The following is an 18,979-nucleotide window of genomic DNA, read 5'->3' on the forward strand; positions in this document are numbered from 1 at the left end:
TTAATTTTGAATTAGCCGAATCATTTAAAATTTATAATTCAGCATTCAAAATAATTAGTTACGAAGCGGTTTCCCTTTAGTTAACATGTGCTGAATACGTTCCAGAGTCTTTCTTTCACCACATAGTGACAGGAATGCCTCTCTTTCTAAATCAAGAAGGTACTGCTCTGTAACCAGTGTAGGTTCGCTAAGGTCGCCACCGGCCATAACATAAGCCAGTTTGTTGGCAATTTTCTTATCGTGTTCAGAGATGTAATGTCCTGCTTCCATACTGTCGGTTCCTACAAGGAACATACCCAGTGCCTGTTTGCCAAGTACTTTTACATCGTTACGTTTCACCGGTTGTGTGTAACCCGCTTCGGCAAGAAGCTTAGCATGTTTTTTAGCTTCGGCAATCTGCCTGTCTTTGTTTACAACAACCACGTCTTTACCATGCTGAAGGATACCAAGATCGTAAGCCTCGTAAGCCGAAGTTGAAACCTTTGCCATACCTATGGTAAGGAAGTATTCCTGTAGTACGTTAAGTTCTACGTCGTTTTTACGGAATGTGTCGGCTGCACGAAGCGCCATCTCTTTAGATCCGCCACCGCCCGGGATAACCCCAACGCCAAATTCAACAAGCCCGATGTAGGTTTCGGCAGCAGCCACAACCTTATCGGCATGCATGCTCATTTCACAGCCTCCGCCCAATGTCATACCGTGAGGGGCAACCACTACCGGTATAGCCGAGTAGCGTACACGCATCATAGTGTCCTGGAACATTTTTATAGCCATATTAAGCTCGTCATATTCCTGTTCTACAGCCATCATGAATATCATACCAATATTAGCACCTACCGAGAAGTTGGCTGCCTGGTTACCTATAACAAGGCCGTCATATTCTTTTTCGGCAAGGTCTATGGCTTTGTTTATGCCCTGAAGCACACCACCGCCAATGGTATTCATTTTAGACTGGAACTCAAGGTTAAGGATACCGTCGCCAAGGTCTTGTATGATGGCATCGCTGTTGCTCCATACCTTTTTGCTTTCGCGAATGTTGTTAAGTATGATAAATGCATCCTGACCCGGAATTTTTTTCTGGGATTTTGATGCAATGTCGTAGTAATAAGTATTTCCTTCTTTTACAGTGTAGAAGCTTGTATTGCCCGATGCCAGCATATCGTTAACCCATGCTGCCGGAGCAAGCCCTTCGGCTTTCATAAGTTCGATACCTTTTTCAACACCTATGGCATCCCATATTTCAAACGGACCGTTTTCCCAGCCAAATCCGGCTTTCATGGCATCGTCTATTTTGTAAAGGTCGTCGGTGATTTCCGGTATGCGGTTAGAAACATAAGCGAACATACCTGTAAAGTTCTTGCGGTAAAATTCGCCTGCCTTATCAGTACCTTTTACCAGCACCTTAAAGCGGTTTATAGGCTTATCTATAGTTTTGGTAAGCTCCAGGGTAGCAAAAGAAGCTTTCTTTTGCGGGCGGTACTCCATAGTGTCTAAATCCAAAGAAAGGATGTCTTTGTCCACTTTTTTGTAAAAGCCCTGTCCGGTTTTGCTTCCCAGCCATTTTTTTTCCATCATGGTGTCGATAAAGCCCGGAACTTTAAACAGTTCGTGAACCTCATCGTTAGGACAGTTCTCATAAATACCGTTTGCAACATGTACAAGAGTATCAAGGCCTACCACATCTACCGTACGGAAGGTAGCCGACTTAGGGCGGCCAATAACCGGACCTGTAAGTTTGTCTACTTCCTCTACGGTTAAGCCCATTTCCTTAACCTGGTGGAAAAGGCTCATAATGCCATAGATACCAATACGGTTACCTATAAAAGCAGGGGTGTCTTTAGCAACTACCGATGTTTTACCAAGGTACTGCTCACCATAGTTATTTAAAAAGTCCAGTACTTCCTGTGAAGTTTTAGGACCCGGTATAATTTCAAAGAGTTTTAAGTATCGTGGCGGATTAAAGAAGTGTGTTCCGCAAAAATGTTTCTGGAAGTCCTCGCTGCGCCCTTCGCTCATAAAGTGGATAGGGATACCCGAGGTATTTGATGTGATAAGTGTTCCCGGTTTACGGTATTTTTCTATCTGTTCAAATACTTTTTGTTTAATGTCAAGCCTTTCTACAACTACTTCAATTACCCAGTCGCAATTGGCAATTTTAGGAAGATCGTCATCTATATTACCGGTAGATATCCTTGATGCAAATTTCTGGTGGTAAATAGGGGAGGGTTTCGATTTAAGGGAGTTGGCAAGGTGCTCGTTAACAATTCTGTTTCTTACTACCTTATCGTCCAGCGTTAGCCCTTTTTTCTTTTCGGCTTCCGTAAGTTCTTTTGGTGCAATATCCAGCAAAAGAACCTCAACACCTATATTGGCAAAATGGGCAGCAATTGCTGATCCCATAATACCGGAGCCTATTACGGCCGCCTTTTTAATAGTGCGTTTCATTTTTTATAGTATGTATTTTAGTTGTTTGTGAAAATGAAACAGCCCCGGTAAAGGCGGTTTCATCTCTTATTATTTTGTTACTGTTTTTTCTGCTTCATTCTCTTCGCCGGCATATATCTGCTTTTCTGAGATGAGCTCGTTTATTACTTCGGCCACCTCAACAAAGTGATCCAGCTTTTGTTGAGACAGGCGTTGTTTTACTGCCTCATTAAACTTTAGTACTACTTCCTTAGAGAGTTCTCTTTTTTCCCTGCCCAGTTTGGTAAGGTGAATAATAACCCCACGGCCGTCTACAGGATTTTTTTTACGGACAATAAGTCCTTTTTCTTCCATTGATTTTAAAGTACGCGTAAGGCTGGTTGCCTCCATTCCCATTTGCGGGCCCAATGCCGTAGAAGAAATTCCTTTCTCTTTGTCTATGGAAAGCAAAGCAAACCCAATGGACATTGTTGCACCATATTTACCTGCCTCTTCGTTGTACATTCTTGCTACTGCCTGCCAGGTTGCCCTAAGGATGTAATCTATAGTTTTGTCTTTCATATATATTGGTTTCTCAAAGGTAATGAAAATTTATTATGCATGCATATTAAATTTAAAATAATTTTATCTAAAATTAAAAAACTCTCCTAATATGGAGAGTTAAATATACGCAATACTGCGGTATTCTTAAATATTATGCGTGAATATTATCAGTTAAGTAAATGTTATTTTTGCAGAGCTGCTAAGCCTCTGGTATCGGCGTGTGTTTATCCAGATTATTGTTTGAAGCAGGTGCCAAACCTTTCTTTACATTAGGAAAGGTTACCTGTTGCCGTATTACTTTCCATGAACTTGTTAAGGATGCTTCAGGAAAATATTTATAAGTATCAGGATATATGTTAACCTGATTGAAAATCAAGCAGGATAAAACAATCCTTTCACCTGTTTTAAGTATTATTAGAGTATAAAACATCTGATTCCATACAGAGTTTTGGGCAAAACTATGTTTATATAATGCATATGGTAAAAACAATACTACTTTTTTTATATCCCGATCTCTAAAAATCAGTTCACCGCTTTTATCCGAATAATAATACTCACCTGTACTTAACCTGATATTAAATGTACTATCTTCATTAAATTTCTTATGATTATAGTATATAAGTAGGGTAGGTAATACTATAGCGATCAAAAAAAACGATATACCAATACCTAATGACATTAATAAAACCTGAACAGCCAGTACTAAATCTTCAAAAAATATTAATGATAGCGGTACTAAACCAGTGACAAAAAATATTAAAAATATTTTTCTAAGCGGAGTAGTAATATACTTTTTTTTGTTTGAGTAAAAATTGAATTTTCTTTCAGTCATTTAAATAGTTTTTGGTATACTTCGCCACTCATGCTCTATATTGTGCATCAATAGGGCATTGTCAAACTGTATTGATCCTTCGGGGAAAAGATTTTTATCGTTAAAGTAAGACGATTCTACTTTTGTAATATCAAGGGGTTTTACCTGCCATGTGTAGGTATCCAGTATTACACTGTCCAGCCCTGAATTGCATGGTGTGTAACCAATGCTGCCTCCTTTTAAAAAAGCTGATGCTGTTTCCATATCGCCAAATATAGACTCCGAATTAAATTCGTTGGTTTCGCTAGCCTCAATATTCATAAAAGTGGCATCACTGCTTGTAAAACTAAGGGCATAATGTTTTCCCGCTTCCGAGACATTAAACTTAGCTTTATAATGTTTGCCCGGAAAAATCCTTCCACCGGCAATAGCATTAATGGTAGAGGAGGTATCTCTTCTGGGTATATAAACTCCTCCTTTCGTTTCACCATTTTCATCCCATTCTATAGCAAAGCGATGGGCAGCATTTTCAGAATTTACCCCAATAAACTGTGGTAATCCTTTAGGACGTATGTTTTTTAACCTGATTAGGCAAATACCCACAATAGCTTTACCATTTTGCAGTTTAGGCCTGAAAGGGTAGGGAAGCAGATTCTGTATTACCTTCGGATCGGCAGTATAGTTAATTAAAATACGCCTTTCTATATATCCGTGAAGGTTAGATATTTTCATGGTAAGGTTTTTATTACTATAAAAATACTAAAAAAGCACTTTTACAGGGCAGGCATTTTTAAATACTTTACAGGAACACTATCGGTTAACCAAACTTTGTTGTCTGAAAGATAAAAATGAAATCCGTCTTTGTGCATTTGCAATGCCATTACCTCCAGCACTACAGGTTTACCGTGACGGCTGCCTACATTTACTGCTGTAGCCTTATCTGAGCTAAGGTGTACGTGTAGCCTGTTGCCTTTGTTAAGTCCGTTTGCCAGTATAGAATCAAGGTTTTTGATAGCGGTACCATGATACAAAACTTCGGGCGGTTCCTGTGCGGTATAACCGCTGTCTATGGCTACCGAATGCCCCTGACTGGCACGTATTAACGTACAGTCCTCATTAAAGGCAAAGCGCTTTTTATTATTGGTTTCAACAATATGTTTTAGTTCATCAAAAGAGAAAACAACCCCTGCATTTGCCGAAAGCGTTATAAGCTCTTCAACTTTTGCCCAACCATTGGTATTAAGGCTAAGGTTAATATGTTCCGGCTGGTGCCTGAGCACCAAGCTTAAAAACTTACTTATACGGGTGTTTTCCTTTTCGCTAAGCATTATTAATTCTTCTCGGTAAAAGTATAACTGTCTTCTAGTAGTCCGTTGCCGCTAACATTATAGGCACGGTAGTAAATGTACTTTTGCTTAAAGTTTATCCATTTGAATTTTTCCTTTACTTCAGCTTTAATGTTTTTCAGCTCATTGTTAAGTGAAACAGAATCACTAAGTCTTATTTGTGTTGTGTAACTGATAAGCGGAAAAATACCTTCGGCATTTTTAACTACTGCCAGTTGTTGTATAATTGGCTTGGTGTTAATGCTTTCTATAGGCTGAGGCATAGTATAGGTACTGTTTATTTTATTATCCATGCTTTCATAATCCCTTATTATTTCTTCCTCCTCAGGATATTTAATAAGCTTTTGGGCAGGTTCCAGTAATTGTCTTGCTATATTAAGCTGTTGGTAAGCATCCCATTCATAACCTTTTTCATAATATTCCTTAGCCAGTGCGTATGACTGAGCGGCATTCTTACCATAAACACTTAAAAGTCCCGCCGTAATTTCCTCTATTTTCCAGTCGTTACCTCTTTTACAGTAAATTACTGTAATAAGGTAATCGTCTATGCCCATATAGGAACTCGTTAACAGGGATACATAAGTTTCCTTAGCCTCGTTTTGAAAAGTAAGCGTATAGCCGTTTGCTGCCGATATTATGGTTGAATTATCGGGAACTGTTGTATGCTTGTTATGAAATTCCTCATACACTTCATGATCGGTAGTAAGGTAGCCTTTTCTAAAAGGCCATATAACACCGTTTAGCTTTGCTACAAGGAATTTGTTGAATTTTTCTGAACCCAGTTTTTCCAGTACTTTGGAATTACTGTCAGACAGTGCTTCAAAAAGGCTGTCGTTCTTGGCTTTTATAGTTTCCCTTAGCTTAGGGTCTATATCATTATTGGCAATGGTTTCCGGTTTCTGATAGCAGCTTTGTAATGTAGCTGCCATTACTAACAGCAGTAATAAGGTCTTCTTCATTTTAAAAATTAGTGTGGTACTGGTTTGTAGCCGACGAAAATAACTATTTATTTTAAAACGGGAAAAACAAAACTTACTGTCTTTTTTTATTGTTCCTTAATTTCCTGAGTAAAAAGCGTTACAAGATTCTTTTTAAGTACACTGGATGAGTTGTAAAAATCCCAAAGGAAGATGATTACCAAAAATAAAAGACCCGCTGTTTTGAAGAATATGCTTTTTAAACTGTCGCCACTTATTATAAAAGCAGTAAGCGAACCTAAAATGAAAAACAACATGGTTAGCAGGCCTGAAGATGGTTTTGTGTTGAATTTTATAATGCTGTAATTTTGATTTTGGGTTATGATGCCTTTTACGATGCCCTTTTCAATATTGCCCGATGTTTGTATTATTTTAAACGAGTTATCTGTAATTGCACCGGTAAAGTATCTTTTCTTTTTTTGAGAGGAATCATCAAAGTCACTGTTTTGGGTAAGCCGATTAAGCCTGTTAATAATTTCTTCTGTGCTTAATTGTGATTCTATTGTGTAATGTTTGTAAGGTAGCATGCAAATAGTAATTAAGAGTAAAATTAATAATTAATCGTAATGATTAAAAATAATTTCTCCGAGTGATTGGGGTTGCCAATATTCAATTTGGTTTATCTCTGTTTTTCCAAGATTTGCTATGTGTTGTTGATTGACTTCCTGTTGTAGTATTTCAGGTTCTAAAAATGTAAGGGCAGTAATACTTTCTTTGAAATCGTTTGGTATAGCGATAAAATTAGCAGAAGTAATTTGTTTAGGACTATCAGTTTGTATAATAGAAGCAAAAGGAAAGCACTCATGTACCAGCATGATATAGGGACTATTACCTTGAGTGTTGATTATGGTAATTCTAAAGTAATTTGCTGTGTGATGTGGTTGTTCAATATCTTTAATAATAAACGGATAGGTTAAACCTGATAAAAACTCTTTTACATTCTCTTTTGTAAAAAAGGTGTTGCTGGTTTGAATATTAAAACCTGTTATTCCTCTGGGTAGTTGCATTGGTTACTCTTTCCTGTTATTCTTAGTGGTAATGTGTATAATAGTTGGATTATTCATATGACCTACTCCTGAACTTTTTTCTATATCAACACGAGATATGGCATTATTTTCCAGATAGTATGTTTCGGGTTTTTCAATGAGGCTGTCGTTTACTTTAATAACAGCGGTTGTTCCGTTTTTTTCAAGCTCGTTTAAAATATCTGCAAGACAAACAAGTTCGGTCTGTTCCTTTCGTGTTATATATATATCTTTTGTGTTTTTATCGGTGCGTATGTCGGCCACATTATCAGGATCAATAAAATAATGCGTAATATCAACCTGTTTATTGTCTAAAAAGGTTTTGTAGCCGTTAACGGAAGGAACTTCCTGTGCCATAGCAGCAAAGGGCAGAAGCAGAAGTATATAAATGAGTTTTTTCATGTTGTTATTTATTTAAAAAAGCTGCCCTAAAGCAGCTTTTGTTTTTACCTGTCACCTTCGGTGCGGTATATCTTGTCATACAGTTTCTGGTATTTTTCCTTAACGGCCTTACGTTTCAGTTTTAGGGTAGGAGTCATTTCTCCTCCGTCTACCGACCAAACCTCGGGCGTTATCTCAAATTTCTTAACCTGCTCCCAGTGACCGAATTTCTTGTTCACATCGTTAATTTCTTCCTGTATCCTGTCGTGTATCTCTTTATTGTTGGCAATATCTTCGTTAGAGCTTACTGAAATTCCTTTGCGGGAAGCCCATTGTTTTACAAACTCAAAGTCAGGCTGTATAAAGGCAGCAGGCATTTTTTCACCTTCGCCTATAACCATAATCTGCTCTATAAAACGGGATTGCTTCATGGCATTTTCTATAAGCTGAGGTGCTACATATTTACCTCCCGAAGTTTTAAACATTTCCTTCTTCCTGTCGGTAATCTTCAGGAATCCGTCTTTGTCTATTTCGCCTATATCTCCTGTATGGAAATAACCATCGGTCATTACCTCTTTGGTTTTCTCTTCATCCTTATAGTACCCCATCATTACGTTAGGGCCTTTACAAAGTATTTCGCCGTCTTCGGCAATCTTAACTTCAAGTCCGTTAAGCGGTTTACCTACGGTTCCTATCTTAAATCCGGCATTACGCTGGTCGTTTACCGCAATTACGGGTGAAGTCTCTGTAAGTCCGTAACCCTCCATAACGGGGATTTCAGCAGCAGCAAAAACACGTGCCAGCCTTGGTTGTATGGCAGCACTACCACTTACCATAAGTCCAAGCCTGCCGCCAAGCCCTGCTTTCCATTTACTGAAAATCAGTTTACGGGCAATAGCCAGCTTAAAGTCATACCAGGCACCGTTAGCACCATAAGGCTCATACTCAAGGCCCACTTCAACAGCCCAAAAGAACAGTTTGCGTTTTATGCCTGTAAGTTCGCTTCCTTTAGCAATAATCTTGTCGTATACTTTTTCAAGAAGCCTTGGTACCGCCGTAATAACATCGGGGGTAGCTTCTTTAATATTATCGCTTACCTTTTCAATAGACTCGGCAAAGTAGGTACTTACGCCATAGTACTGGTAAAGGTAAAGTATCATTCTTTCATAAATGTGGCAAATAGGCAGGAAGCTAAGCGACCTGTTTTTACCTGCTTCAAACGGAACCCTTTCGGCACTCATCAATACATCCGAAACAATATTCTTGTGTGAAAGCATTACACCTTTAGGCCTTCCTGTAGTACCCGATGTATAAATAATTGTAGCAAGATCTTCTTCGGTTATGGAGTTTTTAATATCCTCCACTTCCTGCTGATTGCTTTCGTCTTTACCCAATTCCAAAATTTCGTTCCAGTTCTTGCAGCCTTCTATCTGGTTAAAGGAATAGATTTCTTTTAGTCCTGTTACTTTATGCTTAACAGAGTTTATCTTATCATATAGTTCCTGATCGGAAACGATACAGTAAACCGATTCGGAATGGTTAAGGATAAACTCCTGGTCGTCTTCGCTTATGGTAGGGTAAACAGGTACGTTTTGAGCTCCCGTTTGCAGTATGCCTATATCAACAATGTGCCATTCGGTCCTGTTGTTAGAGGATATAACAGCTATCTTGTCGCCTTTCTTTACGCCCAGTCTTAATAATCCGCGCGAAAAAGCATTGGCTTTATCCACATATTCCTGTGTAGATGTTTTTACCCATTCGTCACCATATTTGGTAACAAGTGCATCGGGTAAATTGTATTTTTCCAGTTGGTGATACGGGAAGTCGAATAAACGGGTGATGTTGCTCATTTCTGTTTGTTAATTGCTTATTGCAAATTATGAAAATATATGATATAAAGCAATTTTTTTGAGATTATGATAAGTTAACAATATAACCTTTTGAAAATTATATATATAGAAGCTGCTATATAATGCTAAAAATTGATTTTCAGGTTAAAATACTAACCCGCTTAGTTTGGATTATTCGCTTTTAATATGCGCTCATATTAAAATTTATCTATTTTTTTAACCTTAAAATTTCATTTATAAAATTTGCTTAATCTGTATGTCATAATACTAATGGTATATTTGCCCCGTTTAGTAAAAAGCTTTTATATACTATCTTAAATGACCTTGCGAAACTTTATTTATGCTGTTTTACTCCTTTGTCCCACTATTACTTTAGGGCAGGTAAAAACCGACACAGCTTATATAGCCGATTACCCTCAAAGAGTAATGCTTTCGGGGTTTTTAAGTCAAAGCAGCGTACAGTTGGGCAAAGATGAAAAAGATTATATTCCTAATAACCCTTTAAGGGCAGGGGTGGGTATTTCAATAAAAAATACAGTAATCAATTTTAGTTACAGTTTTGGTATAGCTCCTCTGGAACAGGACGGGAAAGGTAAAACCAAATCATCAGACCTGCAGATACATCACTACGGCCGCTATTTTGTTTTAGATTTATTTTATCAGAAATACAAAGGCTTTTACAATGATGCAGAAGGGGATGAAACAACACTTTATCCGGATATGTATGTGCGAAATTTAGGTGCTGAGTTTGCCTACATTTTTAAGGGAGATAAGTTTTCTGCCAAAGCAGCCTTTCAGCAAAATGAGATACAGCTTAAATCTGTAGGGAGTTTTATTTTAGGTGGAGGGGCTTACTTTTTTAAGGTAAACCCCGGCGGAGTGTTATGGGAAACAGAAAACAGTCTTAAAAACGTTCAGTTTGGTATTAATGGCGGATATGCTTACAGTTGGGTAATTGATGAACGATGGATGGCAACAGGTATCCTTACAGTAGGTGTAAATGTAGGGAATGATCCGCATTTGCTTTCTGACTGGAAAATAGAGGCTTACCCAACTGCTTTTGGGCGTGGCGGATTAATATATCATAAAAATGACTGGGCGCTGGCAGCAACTTTTTTAGTAAATAATAAACTTATGTACACCGAAGACGACGGTGAATTAAGCTTTACTGGTATTAATTTCCAGTTGTCGTTTGTAAAGCATATAGATTTTTAACAGCTAGAGTATATTTCAACACTCCATTTCATGAGATGTTTTTTAATTAAAGAATTCAACTTTTCGCGGCTTCCTTTAAAACGGGTTTATGGTTTTTTACTGCCAGATAAGTAAATGTAAACATTACCATTGATAAAATAAGATGTAATCCGAAATCATGAGACCATGAATAGTCGGGCATATGGATAACGGCAAGTGATATTAGGGAAAGAACTACAAGCTCTATTAAGTAAACCAGCGATAAGGTAATTTTAAAAAACCTGACTAAAAAGTAAGTTATAAACAGCATGAAAATTAAAAGTAAAACTGCATAGACTATCACAAAACTACCTGTATTTAGAAGTATAAGAAAACTAGCAATTATAAGCATAAGGAAAACAAAATAACTGATACTTATCCTTATAAAAGACAAAATGCTTATGCCAAACATGTATTGATGAAGTAGTGCCGGTAATATACTATAGCTTAAATAGGAAAAAATAAGAGATCTTTTAAAGATTGTATTTTCCAGCTCACCAAAAATATAAAACCAAAACAGGTTAAGTATTACCCCAAACAACAGGAAAGGTATAAGAAAACGGTCTTTTGCTAATGATTTAAAATAGCTTTTCATATAAAAGGCTTAAGTTAAAAATTGTCAATATTCCTGAAAGATCTAAGGCTACTACTATAAGCAATAAGGAAATAATATTTTGTATGATAAATAGTTGTTTACGGTTTTTTATTTTGGAAGCAAGAATCATATCCAAAACATAAAAGAGTGCTATAAATGAAAATGGTATGATAAAAACAAACAAGCTCATGTCCTGTAACGGAACAATTATATAAAAAACCAACAGTAAAAAGAGGCAGCACAACAGTATAAGGCAAAGCTCTTTTAATGGAGACCACTTTTTATCAAAGTTTTTCAACTTGTCATAATACTGGGCAGTAAAACCAACTATAAAAAGCACAATAACTAATATTATAAGATATTTAAACATGGTATTACCTGATTTAAAAAAAGAAATAATAACACAGTAGCAATACAATTACACTTTCAACAGACTGAACTATAAGAAGGCTGTAATTGTTTTTTATTATTACTGAAAGGGTGGTGTCAACCAAGAGAGAGGCAAATACAAATAGTACCGGAATTAGCCACATAAGATCTGTATAGTCCTGTATTGGTATTTCCGAGGCAACTATAATCCATAAATAAATATAAAGCAACATGAAATGGCAAATTTCCTTTAGTGGCGATTCACGGGTAATAAACGCCTTAACAGGTAAGTAATGAGTTGTTTTAGTAAAACTTTTATTATGAGCTTCTGCCCAATATGCATACTCTGTTCCCAGTATACAAACTATAAGGAAAGAAGTTAATAGTATAAAGCTCATAACGGTAAGATTTGGCTGTCATAAATATAAAAATTATTCCCAACCTGTAACCAGTAAATTTCTGGCAGCTTTTTCTCCGCACTTCTGGTATTTGTTGTAGGCCTGAGCTGCCCGTTGGCGTATTTGAGTATTGTTCTCACCGTTTACATATCCTGTTATTGCATCGTGAAGGGTGTAGGCTTCCGGACACATAAGCCCTGTAGTCCATACTAACGGATTTACATTTGCCTCTTGTAAGTGTGGCCCGAAGAACCTTTTACTCACACAGGCCAGTATAATTACATTACGCCGTTTACTATCAGTATTGGTGTAATCTTCATACAACTGAAAATCCATTAAGCCGTCGTGGCCTATATATGCCACAAGCCCTGAATTTCCTGCTATCCCTAAGATGGTGTTGTTTATGGTAAGTGTGTCTGTCAGTTTGCCGCAGCTGCTGTTTAAAAAGTCTTTAGTACATTGTTTTATGTGCTTACCGTTATAGGCATCGGCTATCAGGTAGTAGTTTTTTGAGGTATGTTTAAATACCAGCCTTTCCATAATCAATGAATCTTTTTTCTCTTTTTTAAGTAGTTTCCATTTGGTGCTCTTTTTAAAATAAGTGCGTATGCCATAACCACAGCCCCAGTATAGATTATTGTCAGGATCCTGCCCGTTGCCTATAGCTTTTGGTACGGGTACAATTCCCTGATATTTATTATCACATAAGGCCACATAAACATGAATGGTTTTGGCAAGTGTATCATAGCTTGCAGTAGTAACAGGTGCTTCCGTTTCTGCTGCCGGAGTTAAAGAAGCCTCAGGGTTTGGTACAAGCCTATCTTCGGTCTTTTTGCCACAGCTTAGTAAAGCAAGGCAAATAAGTAAAAGTGGTTTAGTAAGGTTGTTAACTATCATAATGCTATAGTGTTATGTTGGTAATACTATAACAGTTTAATATGAAAAATAGTATAAATCAGTGTTTTACAGATAAATTAAAGCATTACATCGATAATAAATAAAAAGCCGCCTGTAAGGCGGCTGTGTAACAGAGAAAATTTTAATTTAAATAAGTTGCCCCTACAATACTTCTCCTAAAGTCCTGCCTGCCACCCATGCTGCTGCACCATGCTGTACATCCAAGCGAAATTTCCTGCCCCGGGTCGGTTTCATAAACTTTAGTCTCTGAGCGTTGTTCATTATTATACATCCATGTAGTTTTTACTGTGGCTCTTATACGTTTATCTGTACTAATATTTTTCAGATATTCATATTTACCACAGCCTGGCCTGCTGCCACATCCGTCGCCTCCGTTTTGTATAAGCCTTACCTGATTTATGGCAGATTGGTCGGTTTCAATATCGGCCTCATTTTCAACAACTTTTCCATATTCGGAAGTAACTGCAGCTTTCATTTCATCAATGCTCATTTCGGTAACTTCTCCTGACGTTTCAGTAACAGAATCTGCAGCTTCTGTAGTTTTTTTGCAGGAAATAAGCATTAACAACAGCAATGTAATTAAATAAACATTTTTCATAACTGACTGGTTTAAAATTTGTTGTTATAAAATTACTAAACATTGGTACAAAAAAAATACCCAATAAAAGGTATTTTACATATAACTAAAAAGCCCCTTTAAGGGGCTTTAGCTTTTAATAAAAACCAACTTAGAATTTAAGAGCAAACTCTTTGGCAAATTCCTCAAGCTTAATTTTTCCTGTAGCCTTACCATCGGTGGTATTAAAATGTTCCTGTATATGGCCGTTGCCTAAACCACGTCCCATATCGGTATACATTTCGGCAATATCCAGCGGCAGGCCTGCCTGTGTCATCCCTTCAATAAGCTGCTCGTCGGTAAACTGTACCCATGGCAGTTCCGGCTTCCCTATGGCAGAACCTAAAACGGCAGCCACTTCCTGCGGAGTGCGTATATCGCTTATTGCATAGCGTATTTTGTTTGTGCTGTTAAGGTCTGTAATCTCTTCCGTTACAACGGCAGCAATGTCCCTTGGGTGTACCATTGCCATTTTAATATCGGCAGCATAGTTAGCACCTGTAATACCCGCATTTTTAATAAGCGGAATATCATTAAAGAAGTTGTAGTAAAAGAAACCTGCCCTCACAAAAGTGAAGTTTACGCCGCTAATTTTATTGTACATATTCTCAATGTTATGTAATCCGGCTATTGGTCCGTTACCACTTGGTTTGTCGGCACCTATACTGCTAAGCATCACTACACGTTTTACACCTGAATCTTTAATAGCCTGAGCCAGTTTTTTACCTGCCTCTGTAGTATTTGCCACTACGTTGGTACCGCCAAGGTTAGGTGGAGTCATTACAAAAACGGCATCGGCTCCTGTAAAGGCATTGGTTAAAAATGCCGTATCGTTAACCGAACCTACTGCTGCTTTAGCTTCCAGTTTTTCAATATCCTGCTTTCTGTCGGCACTGCTGCTCACAATGGTTACATCATGTCCTTTGGCAATTAATGATTCGGCTAAAGGCTTAGCCACATTTCCTAATGATCCTGTTACTGTTATTTTCATGATTTTACTTTTTTATTTGTTGAAACAAAGTTACTTTTGTACTTACTTTTATACAAGTACTTACCCTAAAGTATGTATCTATGACAGCAATTAAAGAGACCTCTGTAATACAGGAAAACAAGCAGTATGCGCTTGATATTTGCCCTGTTACCTATGTAATGGAAAAAATTGGAAACTACTGGAAACCTATTATACTTTATCATCTTTCTAAAGGGCCTATTCGCTACAGCGAAATAAAAAGGGCTATTCCTGCCATAACCGAAAAAGTGCTTATACAGCATTTAAAGCAGCTGGAAAGCGACGGACTTGTAATACGAAAAGCCAAGCCGGTAGTACCGCCTTACGTGACCTATACGCTGAGTAAGTCGGGCAAAGGGCTAATGCCTGTTATTGATGCTATGGCAAGCTGGGCTATAAATGAAAGGGCGAAAGAGGGTAAACAGTAACCTGTTTATAAATATTTTTAAAAAAGAAGTACTTTTATGGTGATATCTGCCTCATTTTTGGCACTTATATATAAACGCTTGTGTTATGATTGCAAAAAATGATACAATAACAGAACCTGTAACCCGAAAAGAGGTGTTGGAAGAGCTATATATAAAGGCGTTTCCTGCAGTAGCAGGGTATGTAGGTAAAATGGGCGGTTCGCTCGATGAGGCAAAAGATATTTTTCACGATGCTCTTATAGTCTATATGGAAAAAAGCTATGAGGGTGTTGAGGTTACAAACGAGTCGGGATACCTGTTAGGTATTGCCCGCCATCTATGGAGCAAACGCTTTAACCAGTTAACTATGGTTACCGATGGTGAGGCCGTTTTACCCGATAATGCTTATGAATATACCGAGGCTGTTTCTTCAAGGCTGATGAAACTGCTTAGCACCACCGGAAAAAAATGTATGGAACTGCTTTCGGCTTTTTATTATGAAAAGCTGGATATGGAGAAGCTTGCCAACAGGTTTGGCTTTTCAGGAAGCCGTTCGGCTACGGCACAAAAGTATAAATGCCTTGAAAAAGTAAAGGATACCGTAAAATCTAAATCGCTGCAGTATGAAGACTTCATGGAATGATACGATACTTACAGAGCAGTACCTAAGCGGTAGCCTAAGCGATGAAGACAGGGTACTTTTTGAGGCCAGGCTCATACTGGAACCTCAACTTGCCGATAATCTTAAATGGCAGCAAAAAACAACTGTGGCAGCAAAGCAGTACGGCCGTCAAAAGCTGCGTGAGGAAATAGAGCAGGTGTCGCACCATATATTTACTGCTGGCCGCTATGCCTCTTTCAGGAAGAAGGTATTGAGCTTCTTCGGATAAAACCATTCCAATTTTAATCACAATCAAACAAGCACCCTGTTAGTAGCGGTGCAGGATATTTATGCTTTAATCTCAACAAAAAACGAACAGTTATGGACAAAAAAGAATTTCGCAATTATGCGGTAAAACATCACAGGATAAACAGCCTGTATGTAGATAAGTACATAAGCAGGGCAGAGGCTTATGCAAGCCCTAAAGCCCTAACGCCCTACATTATGGAAGAGCGCCAGTTAAATATTACCCAACTGGATGTTTTTTCCCGACTAATGATGGACAGGATTATCTTTTTAGGGGAACAGGTAGAAGAACGTAATGCTAATATCATACAGGCTCAACTATTGTTTTTACAATCACTGGATGCCAAAAAGGATATTCAGTTGTATGTAAACTCTCCGGGCGGATCGGTATATGCAGGGTTTGGTATTTATGATACCATGCAGTATATAACCCCCGATGTGGCAACGATATGTACAGGAGTAGCCCTGTCTATGGGATCGGTATTATTGTGTGCGGGAGCAGCAGGAAAGAGGTCGGCATTAAAACATGCCCGTGTTATGATTCACCAAACCTCAAGCGGGGCACAGGGTACGGCTGCCGATATGGATATAAGCATACGCCAGGTGCTTAAAATTCAGGAGGAGTTATACCAGATAATCGCTAAGCACAGCGGACAGGAATATGAAACCATAAGCAAAAATGCCGAACGCGATTACTGGATGACAGCCGAAGAGGCTAAGGCTTTCGGTATGATTGATGAAATATTGGAGAGGTAATTATTTTAAACTTTGAATTCCCCTCCTTTGGAGGGGTGCCTGTAAGGCGGGGTGGTATGTTATTACGTGGAGGTACTACCAAGTAATCTTTTTGTCACTCGACCGAAGAGAGAAATCTCAAAAAGACCTAAGGCTTAGCTTCACTCAATATGGGAAGAGGGTTATTTTATTTCGTTAAATTCCACTAACTGGCTAATGGGTATAAGGCATTGCAGTTGTTCAAGGTATAGTTTAAAGTCGGTAAGGTTTGTGGTGGTATCAACAATCCTGTTCACGCTAAGGGTTAAGGAAAAGTGACTGAAGTTACTGTTCCTATGGTGTAATAGTTCTCCCCCTGATTTAATTTTTGTATTAATGAGTGTTATTGAAGGTGAGTCTGAACTTTCCTTATCCAGTAATTTTAAAACTTCATCCAGTTGGTCTGCTTCAGCATTCAGATAATTATAGTCGTTAACACTATAGTTAATACGGCCATGATAGCTGGCTTCCCAACCATTAGCAAGAAGTAGTTTTATAATTTCTGAAAAGGACTGCTCTTTCCAGAGGCCAAAGCCAATGGATGCTGATACACTCATATTCTTTTTTTTATAAAATTAAGTTTTTTAAAGTTTATAACCAGATAATATCAAGTTATCTTTTTTGTCATTTCGACCGGAGAGAGAAATCTCAGGGATTGTGTTATCATCTCATATACTAAAAAAAACTTAATTCCTGTTTAGACTTACATTCATTACAATTATTCTTATTAAATTAGAGAAACCTTAAAAAATAAAAAGAAATGAATGCATCAAAAATAATAGGTATACTATTGATTGTGATTAGCTTGGGAGTGGGGTATATAGGCGTAAATAAGATAGCCGACAGTACTAAAGAAATTAATTTTTTAGGTATCAAGATTGACGCCTCAAACGAATCAGGACAAACGCAGGGCTTTATATATGTGGGGCTTGCAATCGTTTTGTTTGGCGGCGGATTGTATGCTGTCAATAAATCAGGCAAATAGTATATGCCGTAATAATTAATGGCCTTAAGGTCATAATCTTAAAGTTGTAAAAAAGCCCCGCAATGCGGGGCTTTTCATTTCAAAAGTACAGATGCAAAATTAGGCTTTTAAAGAAGCCATATCGATAACAAAACGGTATCTAACATCACTTTTCAGCATGCGCTCATACGCTTCGTTTATATCCTGTATATTAATAACCTCAACTTCAGAAGTGATGTTATGCTTTCCGCAAAAATCAAGCATTTCCTGTGTTTCGGCAATACCACCAATAACCGAACCGGCTACTGATTTTCTTCCCATAATCATAGGTACGGTATTAAGTAACGGCTCAAGCCCGCCCAGGTATCCTACCACTACAATAGTTCCGCTTACTGCCAGCGTACCAACATACGGATTAAGATCGTGTACATAAGGCACGGTGTCTATAATAACGTCAAACTTACCTGCCACACTTTTCATTTGTGCTTTATCTGTAGAAATAACCACTTCGTGTGCGCCAAGGTCAAGTGCATCCTGAGTTTTCTCCGGAGACCTTGAGAAAAGGGTAACGTTAGCGCCTAGTGCATTAGCCAGTTTAATAGCCATGTGGCCAAGTCCGCCAAGTCCTACAACGGCTACCTTAGTGTCAGGGCCTACATTCCAGTGGCGTAATGGCGACCATGTTGTAATACCTGCACAAAGTAGTGGAGCAGTTCCTGCAAGGTCAAGGTTTTCCGGTACTCTAAGGACAAAATGCTCGTCTACCACAACTTTTTCAGAGTATCCTCCAAAGGTTTGTGTTTTTAGGTGTTTGTCTTTACCGTTGTAAGTACCTGTAAACCCCGGAATACAATATTGCTCTAAATCTTCCTTACAGCTGGCACACTCACGGCATGAGTCTACAATACAGCCCACAGCGGCAAGATCGCCTACTTTAAATTTGGTTACTTCACTACCCACTTTAGTAACGCGCCCTAAAATTTCGTGTCCCGGTACGGCAGGGTAAACAGTACCGCCCCAGTCATTACGTGCCGTATGTAAATCAGAGTGGCATACACCGCAGTATAATATGTCAATCTCTACATCTTTAGGTGTAGTTTCCCTTCGGTTAATGTTTAATTGCTTTAAGTCGGCAGTGGCAGCTTCTGTACCATATGCCTTAACGCTTTGTGTACTCATAAAAAGATTTAATAGATGGATTTTTGGTAATTTTTAAAGTTACGCATTTATAAAGGATAATCCCGTTGAACAAATTTTAAAATTTAACTAAATATCAATATATCAGTAGCTGTCTTTAAAATCGGGATGTTTATAGATGCCTTGTAAAATTAGTTTAGGGAGAAATAGGCAGAATTGCAAAATTCAAACAATAACTTATGCAATTCAAACAAGTATTGGTGGATATAAATAAAAACTCCGCCAAATGGCGGAG

Annotated in this window: 23 protein-coding genes; 6 read left to right on the plus strand and 17 right to left on the minus strand. The window is 38.1% G+C overall.

Annotated features, from left to right (window positions below):
- Positions 1-54: 54 nt before the first annotated feature.
- The 10 genes from FUA48_RS10525 to FUA48_RS10570 form a co-directional block, all read right to left on the minus strand.
- Complete coding sequence (locus FUA48_RS10525; protein ID WP_147583491.1) at positions 55-2,445, minus strand: 3-hydroxyacyl-CoA dehydrogenase/enoyl-CoA hydratase family protein; 2,391 nt, start codon at positions 2,443-2,445, stop codon at positions 55-57.
- A 69-nt stretch (positions 2,446-2,514) separates the two neighbouring features.
- A complete protein-coding gene (locus tag FUA48_RS10530) occupies positions 2,515-2,985 on the minus strand; it encodes a MarR family winged helix-turn-helix transcriptional regulator (RefSeq protein ID WP_147583492.1) in 471 nt (156 codons plus the stop codon).
- A gap of 181 nt (positions 2,986-3,166) precedes the next feature.
- On the minus strand, positions 3,167-3,799 hold the full coding sequence (locus tag FUA48_RS10535; protein ID WP_147583493.1) for a hypothetical protein: 633 nt from the start codon (positions 3,797-3,799) through the stop codon (positions 3,167-3,169).
- A complete protein-coding gene (locus tag FUA48_RS10540; RefSeq protein WP_147583494.1) occupies positions 3,800-4,510 on the minus strand; it encodes a DUF2071 domain-containing protein in 711 nt (236 codons plus the stop codon).
- A gap of 41 nt (positions 4,511-4,551) precedes the next feature.
- A complete protein-coding gene (locus FUA48_RS10545) occupies positions 4,552-5,106 on the minus strand; it encodes an RNA 2'-phosphotransferase (protein ID WP_147583495.1) in 555 nt (184 codons plus the stop codon).
- Between the two features lie 2 nt (positions 5,107-5,108).
- The gene (locus FUA48_RS10550) at positions 5,109-6,083 is read right to left on the minus strand and encodes a hypothetical protein (RefSeq protein ID WP_147583496.1); all 975 of its coding nucleotides are present in this window, start codon (positions 6,081-6,083) and stop codon (positions 5,109-5,111) included.
- A gap of 86 nt (positions 6,084-6,169) precedes the next feature.
- Entirely contained in the window at positions 6,170-6,628 is a 459-nt protein-coding gene (locus FUA48_RS10555) for a hypothetical protein (RefSeq protein ID WP_147583497.1), read from the minus strand.
- 30 nt (positions 6,629-6,658) lie between these two features.
- A complete protein-coding gene (locus tag FUA48_RS10560; RefSeq protein ID WP_147583498.1) occupies positions 6,659-7,108 on the minus strand; it encodes a hypothetical protein in 450 nt (149 codons plus the stop codon).
- A 3-nt stretch (positions 7,109-7,111) separates the two neighbouring features.
- Positions 7,112-7,528 carry a hypothetical protein gene (locus FUA48_RS10565; protein WP_147583499.1) on the minus strand — a complete coding sequence of 139 codons (417 nt, stop codon included), beginning with the start codon at positions 7,526-7,528 and terminating at the stop codon, positions 7,112-7,114.
- A gap of 44 nt (positions 7,529-7,572) precedes the next feature.
- Positions 7,573-9,357, minus strand: a complete 1,785-nt coding sequence (locus tag FUA48_RS10570; protein ID WP_147583500.1) for an AMP-dependent synthetase/ligase — start codon at positions 9,355-9,357, stop codon at positions 7,573-7,575.
- A gap of 318 nt (positions 9,358-9,675) precedes the next feature.
- Here FUA48_RS10570 and FUA48_RS10575 point away from each other — a divergent pair, with 318 nt between their 5' ends.
- Positions 9,676-10,572, plus strand: coding sequence for a DUF4421 family protein (locus FUA48_RS10575; RefSeq protein ID WP_147583501.1), 897 nt, complete (start codon positions 9,676-9,678; stop codon positions 10,570-10,572).
- 55 nt (positions 10,573-10,627) lie between these two features.
- On the opposite strand, the gene FUA48_RS10580 is transcribed toward FUA48_RS10575, so the two are convergent.
- The 5 genes from FUA48_RS10580 to FUA48_RS10600 all read right to left on the minus strand — a co-directional run bounded on the left by FUA48_RS10580 (position 10,628) and on the right by FUA48_RS10600 (position 14,477).
- Positions 10,628-11,185: a hypothetical protein gene (locus FUA48_RS10580; RefSeq protein ID WP_147583502.1), complete on the minus strand. Its 558-nt coding sequence runs from the start codon at positions 11,183-11,185 to the stop codon at positions 10,628-10,630.
- Positions 11,186-11,568: 383 nt separating this feature from the next.
- A complete protein-coding gene (locus FUA48_RS10585; protein WP_147583503.1) occupies positions 11,569-11,952 on the minus strand; it encodes a hypothetical protein in 384 nt (127 codons plus the stop codon).
- 33 nt (positions 11,953-11,985) lie between these two features.
- Positions 11,986-12,849, minus strand: a complete 864-nt coding sequence (locus FUA48_RS10590) for a hypothetical protein (protein WP_240732446.1) — start codon at positions 12,847-12,849, stop codon at positions 11,986-11,988.
- A gap of 142 nt (positions 12,850-12,991) precedes the next feature.
- A complete protein-coding gene (locus FUA48_RS10595; RefSeq protein ID WP_147583504.1) occupies positions 12,992-13,468 on the minus strand; it encodes a hypothetical protein in 477 nt (158 codons plus the stop codon).
- Between the two features lie 130 nt (positions 13,469-13,598).
- Positions 13,599-14,477 carry an SDR family oxidoreductase gene (locus FUA48_RS10600; RefSeq protein ID WP_147583505.1) on the minus strand — a complete coding sequence of 293 codons (879 nt, stop codon included), beginning with the start codon at positions 14,475-14,477 and terminating at the stop codon, positions 13,599-13,601.
- A gap of 80 nt (positions 14,478-14,557) precedes the next feature.
- On the opposite strand from FUA48_RS10600, the gene FUA48_RS10605 reads away from it, so the two are divergent.
- The 4 genes from FUA48_RS10605 (at position 14,558) to FUA48_RS10620 (ending at position 16,565) form a co-directional block, all read left to right on the plus strand.
- Positions 14,558-14,923, plus strand: a complete 366-nt coding sequence (locus FUA48_RS10605; RefSeq protein ID WP_147583506.1) for a winged helix-turn-helix transcriptional regulator — start codon at positions 14,558-14,560, stop codon at positions 14,921-14,923.
- A gap of 85 nt (positions 14,924-15,008) precedes the next feature.
- Positions 15,009-15,545: an RNA polymerase sigma factor gene (locus FUA48_RS10610; protein ID WP_147583507.1), complete on the plus strand. Its 537-nt coding sequence runs from the start codon at positions 15,009-15,011 to the stop codon at positions 15,543-15,545.
- On the plus strand, positions 15,526-15,792 hold the full coding sequence (locus FUA48_RS10615) for a hypothetical protein (RefSeq protein WP_147583508.1): 267 nt from the start codon (positions 15,526-15,528) through the stop codon (positions 15,790-15,792). The genes FUA48_RS10610 and FUA48_RS10615 overlap by 20 nt, the downstream gene beginning before the upstream one ends.
- A gap of 92 nt (positions 15,793-15,884) precedes the next feature.
- Positions 15,885-16,565 (plus strand): ATP-dependent Clp protease proteolytic subunit, encoded by a 681-nt coding sequence (locus FUA48_RS10620; protein WP_129750208.1) that lies wholly within the window; start codon positions 15,885-15,887, stop codon positions 16,563-16,565.
- Between the two features lie 161 nt (positions 16,566-16,726).
- Here the strand turns inward: FUA48_RS10620 and FUA48_RS10625 are convergent, their stop codons facing one another.
- A complete protein-coding gene (locus FUA48_RS10625; RefSeq protein WP_147583509.1) occupies positions 16,727-17,140 on the minus strand; it encodes a hypothetical protein in 414 nt (137 codons plus the stop codon).
- Between the two features lie 203 nt (positions 17,141-17,343).
- Here FUA48_RS10625 and FUA48_RS10630 point away from each other — a divergent pair, with 203 nt between their 5' ends.
- Positions 17,344-17,568 carry a hypothetical protein gene (locus tag FUA48_RS10630; protein ID WP_147583510.1) on the plus strand — a complete coding sequence of 75 codons (225 nt, stop codon included), beginning with the start codon at positions 17,344-17,346 and terminating at the stop codon, positions 17,566-17,568.
- Between the two features lie 99 nt (positions 17,569-17,667).
- Here FUA48_RS10630 and FUA48_RS10635 read toward each other — a convergent pair whose 3' ends face one another.
- The gene (locus FUA48_RS10635) at positions 17,668-18,726 is read right to left on the minus strand and encodes an NAD(P)-dependent alcohol dehydrogenase (protein ID WP_147583511.1); all 1,059 of its coding nucleotides are present in this window, start codon (positions 18,724-18,726) and stop codon (positions 17,668-17,670) included.
- Between the last annotated feature and the right edge of the window lie 253 nt (positions 18,727-18,979).

The sequence above is a fragment of the Flavobacterium alkalisoli genome, from assembly GCF_008000935.1.
GTDB lineage: Bacteria > Bacteroidota > Bacteroidia > Flavobacteriales > Flavobacteriaceae > Flavobacterium > Flavobacterium alkalisoli.